General features: G+C 67.8%; 16 protein-coding genes, 1 other RNA gene and 1 riboswitch. Of the genes, 7 read left to right on the forward strand and 10 right to left on the reverse strand.

All coding sequences use genetic code 11. The features are described from left to right. Positions 1–12: 12 nt before the first annotated feature. Positions 13–459, reverse strand: coding sequence for a division/cell wall cluster transcriptional repressor MraZ (mraZ, locus tag ABE543_RS14790; protein WP_004143635.1), 447 nt, complete (start codon positions 457–459; stop codon positions 13–15). A 324-nt stretch (positions 460–783) separates the two neighbouring features. Between mraZ and ABE543_RS14795 the strand changes: the two genes are divergently transcribed. Beyond that, positions 784–1,572: an NRDE family protein gene (locus ABE543_RS14795; RefSeq protein WP_346475836.1), complete on the forward strand. Its 789-nt coding sequence runs from the start codon at positions 784–786 to the stop codon at positions 1,570–1,572. A gap of 51 nt (positions 1,573–1,623) precedes the next feature. On the opposite strand, the gene rnpB is transcribed toward ABE543_RS14795, so the two are convergent. After that, an RNA gene (gene rnpB / locus ABE543_RS14800) (RNase P RNA component class A) lies at positions 1,624–1,975 on the reverse strand. 87 nt (positions 1,976–2,062) lie between these two features. Next, positions 2,063–2,881, reverse strand: a complete 819-nt coding sequence (gene rsmI, locus ABE543_RS14805; RefSeq protein ID WP_053516466.1) for a 16S rRNA (cytidine(1402)-2'-O)-methyltransferase — start codon at positions 2,879–2,881, stop codon at positions 2,063–2,065. 81 nt (positions 2,882–2,962) lie between these two features. Between rsmI and ABE543_RS14810 the strand changes: the two genes are divergently transcribed. The 3 genes from ABE543_RS14810 to ABE543_RS14820 all read left to right on the forward strand — a co-directional run bounded on the left by ABE543_RS14810 (position 2,963) and on the right by ABE543_RS14820 (position 6,525). After that, positions 2,963–4,684: a penicillin-binding protein activator gene (locus ABE543_RS14810; RefSeq protein ID WP_128989130.1), complete on the forward strand. Its 1,722-nt coding sequence runs from the start codon at positions 2,963–2,965 to the stop codon at positions 4,682–4,684. Beyond that, the gene (locus tag ABE543_RS14815; protein WP_065182806.1) at positions 4,674–5,042 is read left to right on the forward strand and encodes a YraN family protein; all 369 of its coding nucleotides are present in this window, start codon (positions 4,674–4,676) and stop codon (positions 5,040–5,042) included. Before ABE543_RS14810 ends, ABE543_RS14815 begins: the two co-directional genes overlap by 11 nt. A 97-nt stretch (positions 5,043–5,139) precedes the next feature. After that, positions 5,140–6,525: an FAD-linked oxidase C-terminal domain-containing protein gene (locus tag ABE543_RS14820; protein WP_346475837.1), complete on the forward strand. Its 1,386-nt coding sequence runs from the start codon at positions 5,140–5,142 to the stop codon at positions 6,523–6,525. Between the two features lie 72 nt (positions 6,526–6,597). On the opposite strand, the gene thiL is transcribed toward ABE543_RS14820, so the two are convergent. The 5 genes from thiL to ABE543_RS14845 all read right to left on the reverse strand — a co-directional run bounded on the left by thiL (position 6,598) and on the right by ABE543_RS14845 (position 10,485). Then, positions 6,598–7,560, reverse strand: coding sequence for a thiamine-phosphate kinase (gene thiL / locus ABE543_RS14825; RefSeq protein WP_346475838.1), 963 nt, complete (start codon positions 7,558–7,560; stop codon positions 6,598–6,600). 126 nt (positions 7,561–7,686) lie between these two features. Beyond that, the gene (gene nusB / locus ABE543_RS14830; protein WP_053516471.1) at positions 7,687–8,166 is read right to left on the reverse strand and encodes a transcription antitermination factor NusB; all 480 of its coding nucleotides are present in this window, start codon (positions 8,164–8,166) and stop codon (positions 7,687–7,689) included. Beyond that, positions 8,163–8,630 (reverse strand): 6,7-dimethyl-8-ribityllumazine synthase, encoded by a 468-nt coding sequence (gene ribH / locus ABE543_RS14835; RefSeq protein WP_346475839.1) that lies wholly within the window; start codon positions 8,628–8,630, stop codon positions 8,163–8,165. The genes nusB and ribH overlap by 4 nt, the downstream gene beginning before the upstream one ends. 146 nt (positions 8,631–8,776) lie before the next feature. After that, entirely contained in the window at positions 8,777–9,877 is a 1,101-nt protein-coding gene (gene ribB, locus ABE543_RS14840; protein WP_053516472.1) for a 3,4-dihydroxy-2-butanone-4-phosphate synthase, read from the reverse strand. Next, positions 9,874–10,485, reverse strand: a complete 612-nt coding sequence (locus ABE543_RS14845) for a riboflavin synthase (RefSeq protein ID WP_111186317.1) — start codon at positions 10,483–10,485, stop codon at positions 9,874–9,876. The genes ribB and ABE543_RS14845 overlap by 4 nt, the downstream gene beginning before the upstream one ends. A 74-nt stretch (positions 10,486–10,559) precedes the next feature. Next, positions 10,560–10,705: riboswitch (FMN riboswitch) on the reverse strand. A 237-nt stretch (positions 10,706–10,942) separates the two neighbouring features. On the opposite strand from ABE543_RS14845, the gene ABE543_RS14850 reads away from it, so the two are divergent. The 3 genes from ABE543_RS14850 (at position 10,943) to ABE543_RS14860 (ending at position 13,404) form a co-directional block, all read left to right on the forward strand. After that, a complete protein-coding gene (locus ABE543_RS14850) occupies positions 10,943–11,566 on the forward strand; it encodes a hypothetical protein (RefSeq protein WP_053518907.1) in 624 nt (207 codons plus the stop codon). Between the two features lie 146 nt (positions 11,567–11,712). Continuing rightward, positions 11,713–12,597 carry a hypothetical protein gene (locus ABE543_RS14855; RefSeq protein ID WP_346475840.1) on the forward strand — a complete coding sequence of 295 codons (885 nt, stop codon included), beginning with the start codon at positions 11,713–11,715 and terminating at the stop codon, positions 12,595–12,597. Between the two features lie 261 nt (positions 12,598–12,858). Further along, entirely contained in the window at positions 12,859–13,404 is a 546-nt protein-coding gene (locus ABE543_RS14860) for a hypothetical protein (protein ID WP_346475841.1), read from the forward strand. A 45-nt stretch (positions 13,405–13,449) separates the two neighbouring features. Here the strand turns inward: ABE543_RS14860 and ribD are convergent, their stop codons facing one another. Continuing rightward, positions 13,450–14,535 (reverse strand): bifunctional diaminohydroxyphosphoribosylaminopyrimidine deaminase/5-amino-6-(5-phosphoribosylamino)uracil reductase RibD, encoded by a 1,086-nt coding sequence (gene ribD, locus ABE543_RS14865; protein ID WP_346475842.1) that lies wholly within the window; start codon positions 14,533–14,535, stop codon positions 13,450–13,452. Positions 14,536–14,654: 119 nt separating this feature from the next. Next, positions 14,655–15,176 (reverse strand): transcriptional regulator NrdR, encoded by a 522-nt coding sequence (nrdR, locus tag ABE543_RS14870; RefSeq protein WP_053518899.1) that lies wholly within the window; start codon positions 15,174–15,176, stop codon positions 14,655–14,657. Between the last annotated feature and the right edge of the window lie 42 nt (positions 15,177–15,218).

Here is a 15,218-nt window from a genome sequence, read left to right on the forward strand (position 1 = left end):
GGGCACCCCGGCTCACAACTTCAGGTCGAGCAACCCATCGCCCAGATCCTCGTCAGACAACGTCTGCTGGATCAGGGCACGATGCGCCTGCTCGCTCCACAATTCGAACTTGTCGCCCATACCGAGCAATACCGCCTTCTTTTCTATGCCCACCGCACCGCGGTGGCTGGCGGGAATGCTGATACGACCGTTGCCGTCCAGCTCCAGGTGGGCGGCCGAGCCGACCAGCTTCTGCTGCAACAGGCGCACGACGCGCTGGGTATTGGGCTTGGACATGACATCGTCGCGGACCCGCTCCCATTCGGACTCGGCATACAGCCACAGGCAGCCGGCTTCGAACGGGTTGTAGGTCAACACGAGACGGTTGTTGCTGGCGCGCGCGACGAGGTCGCGGTAAGCGGTGGGAACCGCCATGCGCCCCTTGTCGTCAACTGTGATGGCCGTCTCGCCCTGAAACACGACGCCTGCACCTTGTCCTTCGCCCGGTGAAACATTGAACCACGAAAACCCACAAAACACCCGGATTTCCCTCTGATGCCCACCTTAGCAGCGAGCGAAGGGTTGTCAACAACTTTTCCGCAGGGAAATCGCCAGCCACATCAATGGCTTGCAGCAACCTTTAGAGAATTGTTCAAGGCTTATCCACAAGTTGCTGATCCGTCTCAATTTTTGAGATTGAACGGAAGTTCAGGCCTGTGCAGGGGGCGTGAAACATCGCCCCCGCATTCATCGGGAACTGGCTGAAAGCGGCGCCAGACTGCGCAAACCGGGCACAATGACGTCATGTGCCTGCTTGCTCTTGGCTGGATGCACCATCCGCGCTGGCGGCTGGTGATGACCGGCAACCGTGATGAGTTCCACGCCCGCCCCACTGCGGCGCTGGCCCGCTGGCAGGATGAGACCTCCGTCATCGGCGGGCGCGACCTCCGCTCCGGAGGAGGCTGGGCCGGCGTCGGTGCCAGCGGCCGGATGGCGGTGGTCACCAATGTGCGCGATCCGCTGGCCGCCCAGACCGGTCCCTCGCGTGGCGCGCTGGTGGCCGACTTCCTGCGTGGCCGCGACCCGGCCGCAGTGCATATCGACCGCTTGGCGGCCGTGGCCGGCGCCTACGCCCCGTTCAACCTGCTGCTGGCCGATAGCGACAGCCTGGAGTATCTGGGCAACCACCCTGCCGAACGGCAGCGCCTGGGGCCGGGCGTGCATGGCATGTCCAACGGTGCACTGGATGCCCCCTGGCCGAAGACACAGCGGCTGATGGCGGCGCTGACGGCCTGGCTGGAAGAAGACGGGGTCAGATCTCCTTCGCAAAGCGAAAGGGATCTGACCCCGGACCTGACCCCGCTATGGACCGCGCTGGCCGACGAACACCGGCCTGCCGACAGTGACCTGCCGGACACCGGCATCGGGCTGGAACGCGAGCGCTGGTTGAGCCCGGCCTTCATCCGCGGCGACGACTACGGCACCCGTGCCAGCACCGTGCTGCTGATCGATGGTGATGGCCACGGGCAGATCCATGAACGCCGCTTCGGGCCGCAGGGCGTATTTGTTGCCGGAAGCCGCATCGACTTCTGAGCGGCGGGCAGGATGCCGCCGGGCATGGCCTGGCGCTACAAAAGTGAATGGAGGCGGAGCCGGCCGATAAGCCGGGTTCTGTCGTGGACAGTCATTCCTCTAGGCGTTACGTCACCGCAACGCTCAAGCAACCTACCCGGATCCAACGCGGGCCGCGCCAAAGGATCCCTATTTGGTCTTGCTCCAGGTGGGGTTTGCCGTGCCGGTCTGTTACCAGACTCGCGGTGCGCTCTTACCGCACCATTTCACCCTTACCGGCCTTCCGAAGAAGACGTAGGCGGTATCTTTCTGTTGCACTTTCCGTCGGCTTGCGCCGCCCAGGCGTTACCTGGCACCTTGCCCTGTGGAGCCCGGACTTTCCTCGGCACCCCGCAAGGGATGACGCGACTGTCTGGCCGGCTCCGCCAGCGCGCATTCTACCGTACGCGGGTGGTTCCTGCCCGGTGGCTGTTCGATGCCGCGCGACGCGCACGCCGGGCATGGCCCGGCGCTACCGGCCGTACAACGCCTTGCGCGGTGCGCCGGTCAGCTCGGCGGCCAGCTTGGCGGCGGTCGACGGCGGCAGGTGCTCGCTCAATGTGGCGTAGACGCGACGGCCATGGGCCAGCTGCGCTTCCTCGTCGTCGCCGGCCCCCTGCACCATCACCACAAACTCGCCCTTGCGCTGGTTCTCGTCGGCTTCGACCGTTGCCAGCAAGGCCGCCAGATCGCCATCCAGCACGGTCTCGAACAGCTTGGTCAGCTCCCGCGCCAGCACCGCAGGCCGCTCACCGCCGAAGATCGCCGCCATGTCCGCCAGGGACTCGGCGATCCGGTGCGAGGATTCGTAGAACACCATCGTGCGCACCTCGCCGGCGAGCGCCTGCAGCCGGTCGCGGCGCCCGCTGGCCTTGGCCGGCAGGAATCCCTCGAAACTGAAGCGATCGCTGGGCAGGCCGGCCACGCTGAGCGCGGCAATGGCGGCACAGGCACCCGGAACCGGGCTGACCCGGATGCCCGCCGCGCGCGCGGCCCGTACCAGGCGGAAGCCGGGATCGCTGACCAGCGGCGTGCCGGCATCGCTGACCAGCGCCAGCGATTCGCCCGCCTGCAGGCGCGAGACCAGTCGCTGCGCCAGGGCGTCTTCGTTGTGCTCGTGCAGCGCCACCAGCGGCTGCTGGATGCCGAAATGGGACAACAGCTGGCCGCTGCGCCGCGTGTCTTCGGCACAGATCGCCGCTACCGAACGCAGCACCTCCTGTGCGCGCGGACTCAGATCGGCCAGGTTGCCGATCGGCGTGGCGACGACATACAGGGTGGGGACACTCATTTCAGCGGTACTCACGGGGCAAGGGTAGAATCCTAGCGTGTACCTGGCCAAGGCCGCTGCCCTCATCGCATGGACCCGATCATGAACAAGCCCGCCGCACGCATCTCCGCCCTTTCGTTGTCGCTGATGCTCCTGGCCGGCTGTGCCACCACCAGCTTCACCAGCGCGCCCGAATCGCCGGCCCAGAGCCAGGCGCTGGCGCTGATCGAACAGGGCAAGCCGCGCGACGCCGCGATGCAGCTGGAGGGCCTGGCGGCCACCCTGCGCGGCAGCGCGCGCAGCAATGCCCTGGCGGATGCAGCCTGGGCGTGGCACCTGGCCGGCGACAGCACCCGCGCGCGCAGCCTGCTGGGGCAGCTCAGCGCCCGACAGCTGTCCGGTGCCAGCCTGCAGCGTTACCAGCTGACCGGCGCCGAGCTGGCACTGGCTGACAAGCAACCCGCACAGGCGCTGGCCCTGCTCAAGGACAATGGCGACAACGTCGCACCCGGCCTGCGCACGCGCTGGCTGCTCGCCCGTGCCCAGGCCCTGCAGGCCACTGGCGATGCCTTCGGCGCCGCCAGCGACCGCGCACGCGCGCAGGCCGGCCTCACCGGCAGCGCGCGCAACGAGAACCAGGCGGCCATTTCAGGCCTGCTTGGCACCCTCGACGATGCCACGCTGCGCAGCCGTGCCGCCGCGCTGCCGGCCAACGATCCGCTGTACAACTTCGCCGGCCGTGCGTTGATCGCCCGCGGCCTGCCGCTTCCGCGTCCGTTCGACCGCGACGGTGCCGCCCAGTTCGATACCAGCAAGCGCCCGCCGGCAATGAGCGATGGCTACCGCCCGCCGGCGAAGCTGGCCGTGCTGCTGCCACTCAGTGGCCGCCTTGCCACCGCGGCACAGCCGGTGCGCGATGGCCTGCTCGCCGCCTATTACGGCGAATCGCGCCGCCGCCCGGACATCAATTTCTTCGATACCGCCGGCACGCCGGCCGGTGCATTGGCTGCTTACGACAAGGCAGTGGCCTCCGGTGCCGACTTCGTCGTTGGCCCGCTGGGCCGCGATGAAGTGGATGCGGTATACGGCCGCCAGCCGCTGCAGGTGCCGGTGCTGGCGCTGAACCGTGGCAAGGATTCACCGCCGGCCGGCAGCGCCGGCTTCTCGCTCGCCCCGGAAGACGACGGCATCGTCGCCGCCGAATACCTGCGCGGCCGTGAGCGCAATCGCGCCCTGGTCATCAGCAGCAGCGACGATACCGGCCGCCGCGCCGCCGCGGCCTTCTCCCAGCGTTTCACCCAGCGCGGTGGCCAGGTGGCCGCCACGGTATCGGTCCCTGAAGCGGTGGGCGATGTCGGCGCCCAGGTGCGCAATGCCGGCCAGGTCGACGCTGTGTTTCTCGCCGTGCGCGCTCCGCAGGCGCGGCTGCTCGCGCCGCAGCTGGCGCTGGCCGGTGTCGGCGGCGCCACCCGCGTCGGCACGTCCCAGCTGACCATCGGCAGCGGCAAGGTGGAGGAAGACGTGGCACTGGACGGCATCGTCTACCCGAATGAAGCCTGGAACGTGCGCAGTGTCTCCGGCCTGCCGTCGGCCAGCCAGGTCGCCAGCACGCTGCCCAGCGCGCGCGGTGCCGCCGGCCGCCTGTTCGCCTTCGGCGCCGACGCGTGGAAGATCAGCAGCTATCTGGACAAGCTGGCCAACGAAGGCGGCCTGGAAGGCGCCACCGGCACCCTGTTCCTCGATGGCAACGGCAACATCCTGCGCCAGCCGGCGTGGTCGACCTTCAGCGGCGGCCGGCCGATGCCCATCGTCGGTGGTCGCTGAGCGCACGCAGCGGGGCTCGGCGGTGGAAACCGCCGCCGAGCTGCACCTGCAACAGGCCGGGCTGCAGCCACGCGCGCGCAATGTCCGTTATCGAAGCGGTGAACTGGACCTGGTGATGGACGACGCCGGTACCGTGGTTTTCGTGGAGGTGCGGTACCGCGCGCGCAGCGACTTCGGCGGCGCTGCCGCCTCGGTCGACCCCCGCAAATGCCGGCGCCTGGTACAGGCCGCACAGTTGTACCTGCAGGCGCATCCTGCACTGGCCGATGCGCCCTGCCGCTTCGACGTGGTCGAGGCCAGCGGCGAACCGCCACAGCTGCACTGGCTGCGCGACGCGTTCCGGCTGGACGACTGCTGATGCCCTCGATCATCACCCACGCTGCCGTGCCGATGCCCGGCGCAGAGGCCGCCTGCAAGGCCATCCACTCCGTACCGGTTGTTCCACGAGATCCAACATGAGCCCTGCCCTGCCCGCTGCCCTGGTTGCCGAACTGTCCGCCCTGCTGGGCACGGAGGGCTGGCGCATGGATGACACCGCGCTGGAGGCGAATGCGCAGGACAACTCATGGCGCCGGCAACGCCCCGCCGCCGTCGCGCTGCCGGCCGACACCGAACAGGTGCAGGCGCTGGTCCGCGCCTGCCGTGTGCACGGCGTGGCCCTGGTCGCGCGTGGCGCGGGCACCGGCACCACCGGGGCGGCGGTGCCCCTGCCGGGCAGCATCGTGCTGTCGTTCACCCGCATGGATCGCATCGTCGAGATCCGTGCCGGTGATCGCTGCGCGGTGGTGCAGCCTGGCGTGCTCAACGGCGCCCTGCAGCAGGCGCTGACACCGCATGGGCTGTTCTGGGCGCCGGACCCGTCCAGCGCGGAGATCTGCAGCGTCGGCGGCAATCTCGCCTGCAATGCCGGTGGCCCACGCGCGGTGAAGTACGGCACCAGCCGAGACAACGTACTGGGGCTGGTCGCGGTCACCGGCACCGGCGAGGTGATCCGCTGCGGTGGTGCCTATACCAAGGATGCCACCGGCTACGACCTGACCCACCTGCTGGTGGGTAGCGAGGGCACCCTGGCGCTGATCGTGGAAGCTACCTTGAAGCTGACGCCGCTGCCGGTCGCGCAGGCCGGACTGCGCGTGCTGTACCGCGATGCCGATGCCGCCTCCGCCGCGGTATCGCGGCTGATGTCGCAGCCAGTGGTACCGAGCCGCCTGGAGTTCATGGACGCGCGCAGCCTGGAGCTGCTGCGCCTCAATGGCGCCGACGTACCGGAGGCCGGCGCGATGCTGCTGGTCGAGGCCGATGGCGACCACGACACCCTGCCCTACCTGCTGCAGGCGCTGGCCAGCGCTGCCGAAGGCGACGGCATGATGGAACTGGACGTAGCGATGGAGGGCCGCGCACGCGACCAGCTGTGGGCGGCGCGCAAGGCACTGTCGCCCGCGCTGCGCAGCGTTGCACCCGGCAAGATCAACGAAGACGTGGTGGTGCCGGTATCGCGCATTCCCGACCTGGTTGCCGGGGTACAGGCGCTGGCAGGCGAGTACAGCCTGACCATCGTCACCTTCGGCCATGCCGGCAACGGCAACCTGCATGTCAACATCCTGTACCACCCGGACGATGCCGATGAGAGCGCGCGAGCGCATGCGGCGCTGCCGAAGATCTTCGCGCTGACGCTGGCGCTGGGCGGCACACTGTCCGGTGAACATGGCATTGGCCTGGCCAAGCGCGATTTCATGGCGCAGGCGTTCACTCCCGCCACGCTGGCGACCATGCGCGCGATCAAGGCCACGCTGGACCCGGATGGCATCCTCAACCCGGGCAAGGTGCTGCCTCCTGCATGAGGCGCCGCCCTGTGCATGAACGCCGTCCGTGTCAGGACGGTAGCGCCGGGCCATGCCCGGCGTTCTCATTCGTCAGGCGAAGTGCTGATAACCACCGTCGGCCACTTCGCCATCCACGTGCACGCCCTGCCCTTCGGCGATGCGGCCAATGCGGGTGAGCGGCAGGTCCAGCGATTCGGCGAGGTAATGCAGTGCGTCGCGCTGATCGGCGGCCGCGGTGAAGCACAACTCGTAGTCGTCTCCGCCACGCAATGCACAGTCGCGCGCGCCATCGCGGCCGAGCAGCTCACGCAGCGCGTGCGAGATCGGCAACGCATCGGTATCGACATGCGCTGCCACGTCACTGCGGCGGGCGATGTGGTCCAGATCGGCCAGCAGTCCGTCGGACACATCCACTGCCGCATGCGCGAAGGCACGCAGGCGCAGGCCGAGGGTCACGCGTGGCGTCGGCCGTAGCAGGCGCTGGCGCAGGCTTTCATAGTCGGCCAGCAACGTGGCCGTGGCCACGTTCAACGCACCCTGTTGCCACAGGCGCAGCGCACCTGCCGCATCCCCCAGCGTGCCACTGACCCAGATGTCATCGCCGGCCTGTGCACGGTCGCGGCGCAGGGCCTGACCACGGCCCACCTGGCCCATTGCGGTGACAGACAACGACAGCGGTCCGCGCGTGGTGTCCCCCCCGATCAGCGCGACGTCATGCTGGTCGGCCAATGCGAAGAAGCCATCGGCGAATGCCTCGATCCAGTCTTCGGACGTTTCCGGCAATGACAGCGCCAGGGTGCACCAGGCCGGTCGCGCGCCCATCGACGCAAGATCGGACAGATTGACCGCCAGCGTCTTCCAGCCGATATCGAAGGCCGGCGTCTCCACCGGGAAGTGCACGCCACTGTTGAGTGTATCGGCGGTCACCACCAGCTGTTCATTCGCGCGCGGCTGCAGCAGCGCGGCATCGTCACCGATGCCAAGCAGCACGTCATCGCGCTCGGCGGTGCGGGCGCGGATACGGTCGATGAGGGCGAATTCGGCCAGGGACATGGGGCGTTCTGCTCTTATGTAGCAGCCGGGCCATGCGCGGCTGCAGTTCGATCACGCGCCACACTACCGGACGCAGCCCTGCCCTGCGCGGTGAGCCAGGCAGGGCACGGCTCTACAGCGATCGGATCAGTGGCCCGATTCGACCTTGCGCCATTCCACGGCGGCGCGGTCCAGCACACCGTTGACGTAGGTGTGGCCGTGTTCGGAGCCGAAGCGCTTGGCCGATTCGATGGCCTCGTTGATCACCACGCGGTACGGCACGTCCAGGCGGTAGCGCAGCTCGTACGCCGCCAGGCGCAGCACCGCGCGTTCGATGGCATCGACTTCCTCGATGCCACGGTCCAGATACGGGCCCAGCGCTTCGTCGATGTCGGTGCGGTTGTCGAGCACGCCGTGCATCAGCGCCTCGAAGTACGCCAGATCGGCGATCTCGCGGGCCTGCTCATGCGCGAACTGGGCGATCAGCGACTGTGCGTTGCCGCCGGAAATCTGCCACGCGTAGACGGCCTGCACGGCACGACGGCGCGCGCGCGAGCGCAGCACCGGATCAATGCCATCGCGGCGGACGGGTTTACCGGAGGGCTTGCCCTGGGTGTTCTTGTTCATGGCAGCTGCTCCAGAAGATTGACCATTTCCAATGCGGCGAGTGCGACTTCTTCGCCCTTGTTGCCGTGGCTGCCGCCGGCGCGGGCCTCGGCATCTTCCACGCGTTCCACCGCCAGCACGCCGTTCAGTACCGGCACGCCGAAATCCAGCTGCACGCGCATCAGGCCTTCGGCGCAGCGGTCGGCCACGTGTTCGTAATGACGGGTGTCGCCGCGGATCACACAGCCGAGGGTGAGGATGGCGGCGTGTTCATGGGCGGCGGCCATGCGTGCGGCGACCAGCGGCAGTTCCCAGGCGCCCGGCACCCGGATCACGTCGATGTTGGCTTCGGTGATGCCGTTGCCGGCCAGGCTCTGGCGTGCGCCGGCCACCAGCGTATCGGTGATGCGGGCGTTCCAGCGGCTGGCCAGGATGGCAAAGCGCGCCGACTCGGGAGTGCGAAGATCGCCTTCGTAGTGGCTCATATGCGGCTTGGGGGACTCGATAAGGGGTAATTCTAGCGTGGATGTGCCCCGGCCGTGGTTGGCGGGGGCCTGGCATCCGCCGGGCATGGCCCGGCGCTACCGGGGTCGGATCCCGCACCGCGGCCTCCGACCCCACGGGGCGACCGTTACAGGGCCACCGTCTCCACCACTTCCAGGCCATAGCCGGCCAGGCCGATCTGCCGGCGCGGCGTGCCCAGCACGCGCAGCTTGCCCAGCCCCAGATCGGACAGGATCTGCGCACCGGCGCCATTGCGGCGCCACTGGCCCACATCCTTGTCCTTGCCCGGCACCACCGGTGCGGGCTGCTGGCGCAGGCGGGCGAGCAGCGCCTCGCCATCGCGCGGCGCCGACAGCACCACCATCACGCCGGCACCTTCGGCGGCGATCGCACGCAGCGCGTCGGTGGCGGCCACGCCGAAATCGTCACGACGCCAGTGCAGCAGGTCAGCCAGCGGATTCTCCACCTGCACGCGCACCAGGGTAGGCGTGCCAGCGTCGGGAGTGCCGCGGACCAGGGCGAAGTGCAGGTCGTGGGCGATGCGGTCGCGGTAGGTCACCAGCCTGAACGGGCCAAACTCGGTATCGATGTCGCGCTCATCGACGCGTTCGACAGTCTTCTCGGTGGCCAGGCGGTAGGCGATCAGGTCGGCGATGGAGCCCATCTTCAGGCCGTGCTCGCGGGCGAACACTTCCAGCTCCGGGCGACGCGCCATGCTGCCGTCCGGGTTGAGGATCTCCACCAGCACGCCGGCCGGTTCCAGCCCGGCCAGCATGGCCAGGTCCACGCCCGCTTCGGTGTGGCCGGCGCGGGTCAGCACGCCGCCCGGCTGGGCGATCAGCGGGAAGATGTGGCCGGGCTGGTGCAGGTCCGACGGCCGCGCGTTGGGCTTCACCGCGGTGCGGATGGTATGCGCGCGGTCATGGGCGGAGATGCCGGTGGTCACGCCCTCAGCCGCTTCGATGCTGACGGTGAAATTGGTCTGGAACTGCGCGGTGTTGGCCTGCACCATCGGCGCCAGGCCCAGGTCGGCGGCGCGGGTGCGGGTCAACGGCAGGCACACCAGGCCACGGCCATGGGTAACCATGAAGTTGATGTCGCTGGCCTTGACCAGCTCGGCAGCCATGATCAGGTCGCCTTCGTTCTCGCGGTCCTCGTCATCGACGATGACGACCATGCGGCCCTGGCGGATGTCTTCCAGGATCTCGGGGATCGGCGCGAAGTTCATGCTGCGCCTCCCTGCAGGTGCCCGCCGACAAGACGTTCGACATAACGGGCGACCAGGTCGATTTCCAGGTTCACCGCACTGCCCACGCCGGAGGCGGAGAAGGCGGTGTTGGCCACGGTATGCGGGATCAGCGCGACCTCGAAGCCTTCCTCGTCCACTTCGTTGACGGTGAGGCTGACGCCGTCCACGCAGATCGAGCCTTTCTTGGCGATGTAGCGCAGCAGCGAGGCCGGCGCGGCGAAGCGCCAGCGCTGGGCGCGCGCGTCATCGTGGATGGACAGCACCTGGCCCAGGCCATCAACGTGGCCGCTGACCAGATGCCCACCCAGACGATCGGTCGGGCGCATGGCACGCTCGAGGTTGATGACCGCGCCCTGCTCGAGTTGGCCCAGCGTGGTCAGGCCCAGCGTCTCGGTGGAGGCATCGGCCTGGAAGCTGTTGGCGTCGAATGCGATGACCGTCAGGCAGACACCGTTGATGGCGATGCTTTCGCCCATCTGCACGTGATCGAACGGCAGGTTGCCGACATTGAAGGTGAAGCGGACATCGCCGCCGATGGACTCGCGTGCGGCCAGACGGCCGACGCCTTCGATGATTCCAGTAAACAAGTAACGTTCTCCGCAGGATGTGAGCGAAAAACGCCGCAAGGCAAACAGGCACGCGCAGGGCATGAGCCCTGTGGCACCGTCTTCTTTCATCCGGACTATGACCGTCGGCTCCGGCCTTGAACCGGATCTGCTGACCCCCGGCCGTGGACCGGGGCGCTCGCGGGCTCGTGCTTGCGCACCTACCGCCGGTGGGGAGTTGCACCCCGCCCTGAAGACGTTTGTGTACCGGCGAACCGGCGCAGCAAGTGTACCAGCCCGTGCTGAACGGGGTGGGATGCCCGGCGCCGCAGCCGTTTCCCGGCGGGAAACGGATCTGACCCCAAGCCTGCCCAGCCTGTGACGGCTGTCTCTCGCATTTTGTAAAACTTTCATTAAAATTCGCCGCGGACGACATGACGTCGCCACGGGCGGCGCCTCCGGCGCGCCCGCCAATGGACTGCAATTCACAGGAATTCCCATGCGCAAGCTCCTGATCATCGCCAGCCTGCTGGCCGTCGCTCCGCTGGCCTCGGCCGCCGAAGGGCTGAGCTACACCTACGTCGAAGGTGGCTGGACCCAGGTCAAGACCGACGACAGCGATTTCAACGACCCGAAGCTTGACGGCGGCTACGTGCGCGGTTCGTTCGCGCTGGCCGAGCAGGTGCACGTGTTCGGCAGCTGGTCGCGTACCAGCAAGAGCTACCACTTCACCGGTGCGTCGGCCAAGTTCGAACTGGACCAGCCTGAGCTGGGCATCGGCTACCACATGCCGTGGACGGACCGCCTGGACTACACCGCCGACATCGCCTGGGTGCGCCAGAACGCCGAGCTGACCGTGAAATCGGATCTGTTCGGCCGCGAACACCTGAAGGATCACACCAACCTGGCCCGCGCCACCATGGGCGTGCGTGGCAAGCCTTCGCCGAAGACCGAAGCGTGGGCCAAGGCCGGCTACATGGATGGCGGCAACGACTTCAAGGGCACCTGGGTCGGCACCGTCGGTGGCCAGATCAATTTCACCCCGACCTGGGGCCTGGTGGGAGAAGTCTCCGGCCAGCGCGATGTCACCCAGTTCTCGGCCGGCGTCCGCGCCAGCTTCTGATTGCCCGATCCTCGTCGTGCGATCGAACGGGCCCCGCAAGGGGCCCGTTTTTTTTCCGCTGCACACCGTTATCTGGCTGCATCGCGCCATCGAAAGCGTGGGCAGATGCGCTAGGCTTGCCCGCCTCTGGACCCGGAATCACTGTCATGAAGACCCCCCTGCGCTCCCTGCTGGCCACTGCACTGTTGTGCGCTCCCTTGTTCGCCAGCGCCGCCTCGACGCAGCTGAGCCCCGAACAGACGTTCGATCTCTATGCCCGCGTACTGCTGGAAGACGACGCGACCGCCACGCGCACGCTCAACGACGCGCTGAAGCCGGCGTTCGAGGGCCAGGATGCCGTGACCCCGAACCCGGGGGCGCTGGCCAAGGCATTGGCCGAACCCTGGCAGACCGTGCTGGCCAGCACCGGCGCCAAGGTCGACGCTGCGGCCACCGAAACCCTGTACGCCAAGGCGCTGCGTGATTCGAAGTGCCGCGCAACCCAGAGCGTGATCGAAGACAACGAATACGTTGAAGACCAGAAGCTGGCGCGGATCACCTACACCTGCCAGGTGCCCGACCTGGGCAAGGTCCGCCCGCTGTTCGCCGCCAGCCTGGCCGACCATGCCAGCCCGGCCTCGCGCAAGCAGTTCACCGACGCCTACACCCAAGCGCTGCAGCGTGGTGCACGCGTGCCGGTCAGCGGCACCTTCACCCTCTACCCGGCCAAGGACAACGGCTACTGGTACAGCGGCAACTTCGATGACTTGGTGGGCACCGTGGCCGGTGCGCTGGCACCGTTCGAAGACTGGATGCAGGACGCGCAGGCGGCCAACGCGCCGAAAGTGACCGGCATACCGGGCTGCGACCTGCTGCTGCAGCAGCACCGCGCCTGCGTGGCGAAGATCGCACCCGACCAGATCAGTGGCGTGGACGCGATGGCCGAAGAGCTGAAGGCCAAAGCGCAGGTGCAGTCGGTCGAGGAGATGACGCAGGAGTGCAAGGCACTGCGCCCGCTGGCCGAGATGATGTGGACCGACGAATGCACCTGAGCCGCTAAGTGGTAGCGCCGGGCCATGCCCGGCGACACTCGAATGCACCTGATCGCGTGATGATGGCATCGCAGCGGGGACATGCGCTGCATGACCCCGTTTGCAACTTGTTGCATTGCTTCACAGGATGCCGGGGCCGATCCTGCAGCACCTTCCCGGCCCCATACATGCGCCTGCTCGCCGCTCTGTCCTGTCTGTTCACCGGCGTGTGCATTGCCGCGCCACACACGCCGGAACAGGAGTACACGCTGCAGGCGCGTGTTGTCCTCCAGCACGATCCGGCTGCGCGCGACCAGCTGGCCCTGTGGGACGCTGCCGCTGTTCCTCGCAACGGAATCGATTGGCAGCGCAGCCTCGACGATCTGCCCACCTGGCTGCGGCAGCAGCACCTCGGCGTCGGTGATGCAGGATGTCACCGATGCACTGCTGGCGCGACTGTCGACGGCCACCTGCGCCGAGGCGTTCCTGCCGCTGGGCAGTCCCGAGATTGGTCGATTCACGCTCGCCTGCGCGTTGCCCGACCCGGCGCCCACGTTCGCGCTTTACCGGGCATTGCGCCAGGCCGGGCCCGGCGGGCAGGCGCAGCACAGCGATGTGTTCTTCAGCGCCTACGCCGTCCACCTTCGCAGTGCGCCGGCGGCATTGCATCGCACCCATGTGGTGGGGTGGTCCTCCTATCGCCATGGCGACGTGCATGAGGCACGTTCAGACCAGCTGTACCAGGCCATTCTGCTGACATTGCTGCCGTTCGAGGCATGGGACATGCGTATCGCGGGGGATGTTCCCCCAATCCTGCTCCACGACTGACCACCCCGGCTACCGCGCGTCCGTCTCGTCCGCCGCCTGCCAATGCTACGGCCGCAGCAGCAGGCGCAGGTCCTCACCCACCTGGCATTGCTCGACCACGCGCAGCCGGCGTTGCTGCTGCATCGCCTCGATGCCCAGCCCGGCCAGCAGCGGGCGGGCCCGGTCACCCAGCAGGGTGGGCGCCTGGTACAGCAGCAGCTCATCCACCCAGCCGCCGCGCAGCAGCGCACCGGCCAGCGTAGCGCCGGCTTCGGTATGCACTTCGTTGATGCCGCGCCCGGCCAGCAGGGTCAGCATCGCGCCAAGATCGAGACGGCCGTCGGCACTGGGCACGCAGGCGAACTCGGCATCGGCGGCATCCGGTGCGCTGACCGCCGCATCGTGCAGGTACAACGTGGGTGCCCCACCCTCGCGCACGCGGCTGCACTGCAGGGAACGCAGGCGCGAATCGAGCACGACGCGCAGCGGCGGCATCACGTCGACGTCCCGCAGGCGCACGGTCAGCATCGGATCATCAGCCAGGACGGTATCGGCACCGGTCAGGATCGCGCCGGCGCGTGCACGCCAGTGCTGCACGTCTTCGCGCGCCGCTGCTCCGGTGATCCATTTGGACGCGCCGTCGGCCATCGCCGTACGCCCGTCCAGGCTGGCGGCCAGCTTCACCCGCAGCCACGGGCGATTGCGCTCCACGCGTGACAGAAAGCCCTTGTTGAGCTCGCGTGCCTGCGCCGCCATCAGCCCTTCGGCGACCTCGATGCCGGCGCCGCGCAGCAGGTCGAATCCGCCGCCATCGACCTGCGGGAAGGGATCACGCAGCGCAGCGACCACACGCGATACACCGGCCTCGATCAGTGCCAGTGCGCACGGTGGTGTGCGCCCGTAATGCGCGCAGGGCTCAAGGGTGACGTAGGCAGTGGCACCGCGCGCCTCACCACCGGCCTCGCGCAACGCGAACACTTCGGCATGCGGGCCACCGGCACGCTGGTGCCAGCCCTGCCCGACCACACGTTCACCATGGGCGATCACGCAGCCGACCATCGGATTGGGGCGGGTGGTGTAGGCGGCGCGCTCGGCCAGACGCAGCGCGCTGGCCATGTGCAGATGGTCGAGTACGGAGAATGGGGTGGTCATCTGGCCATGGTAACGCTGCCGGTGTTGATCCATGCCATCGGTGCCAACCAAGGTTGGCACCCACCAGTGGATGCGCCATCAGTGCCAACCGAGGTTGGCACAGGCCACCGCAGAGGCGGTCAGCCCTTCTTCTTCTTGGCCAGGGCGATCACATCGCCCAACAGCTGCAGCTGTTCGGTGCTGGCCGGCAGCTCGCGTTCGAGTTTTTCGATTTCCTCGCGGAAATCGGCCACATCCTCGAAGCTGCGGTAGACCGAAGCGAATCGCACGTACCCCACGTGATCGAGCTTGCGCAGCTCGTTCATCACGAACTCGCCCACCTTGATCGAAGGCACTTCACGCTCGCCACTGAGGCGCAACTGATGGACCACCGCACGCACCGCCGCTTCGATCTTGTCTTCCGGCACGGCACGCTTCTGCAGCGCGCGATCGAAGCCGGCGCGTACCTTGCGCTGGTCGAAGGCCTCGCGGGTGCCATCGCTCTTGACGATGGCCGGCAGCTTCAGTTCGACGGTTTCCAGGGTGCTGAAGCGCTCGTTGCAGGCCTCGCACTCACGCCGACGGCGGATCGTCGCGCCGTCTTCAGAGACGCGCGAGTCGATGACCCGGGTATCGGCATGTTGGCAGAAGGGGCAATACATGGAACGCCTGGCTCAGGGGACAACCTACATGCCACGGTCATG

The organism is Stenotrophomonas sp. TWI169 (assembly GCF_039674705.1).
GTDB classification, from domain to species: Bacteria; Pseudomonadota; Gammaproteobacteria; order Xanthomonadales; family Xanthomonadaceae; genus Stenotrophomonas; species Stenotrophomonas maltophilia_P.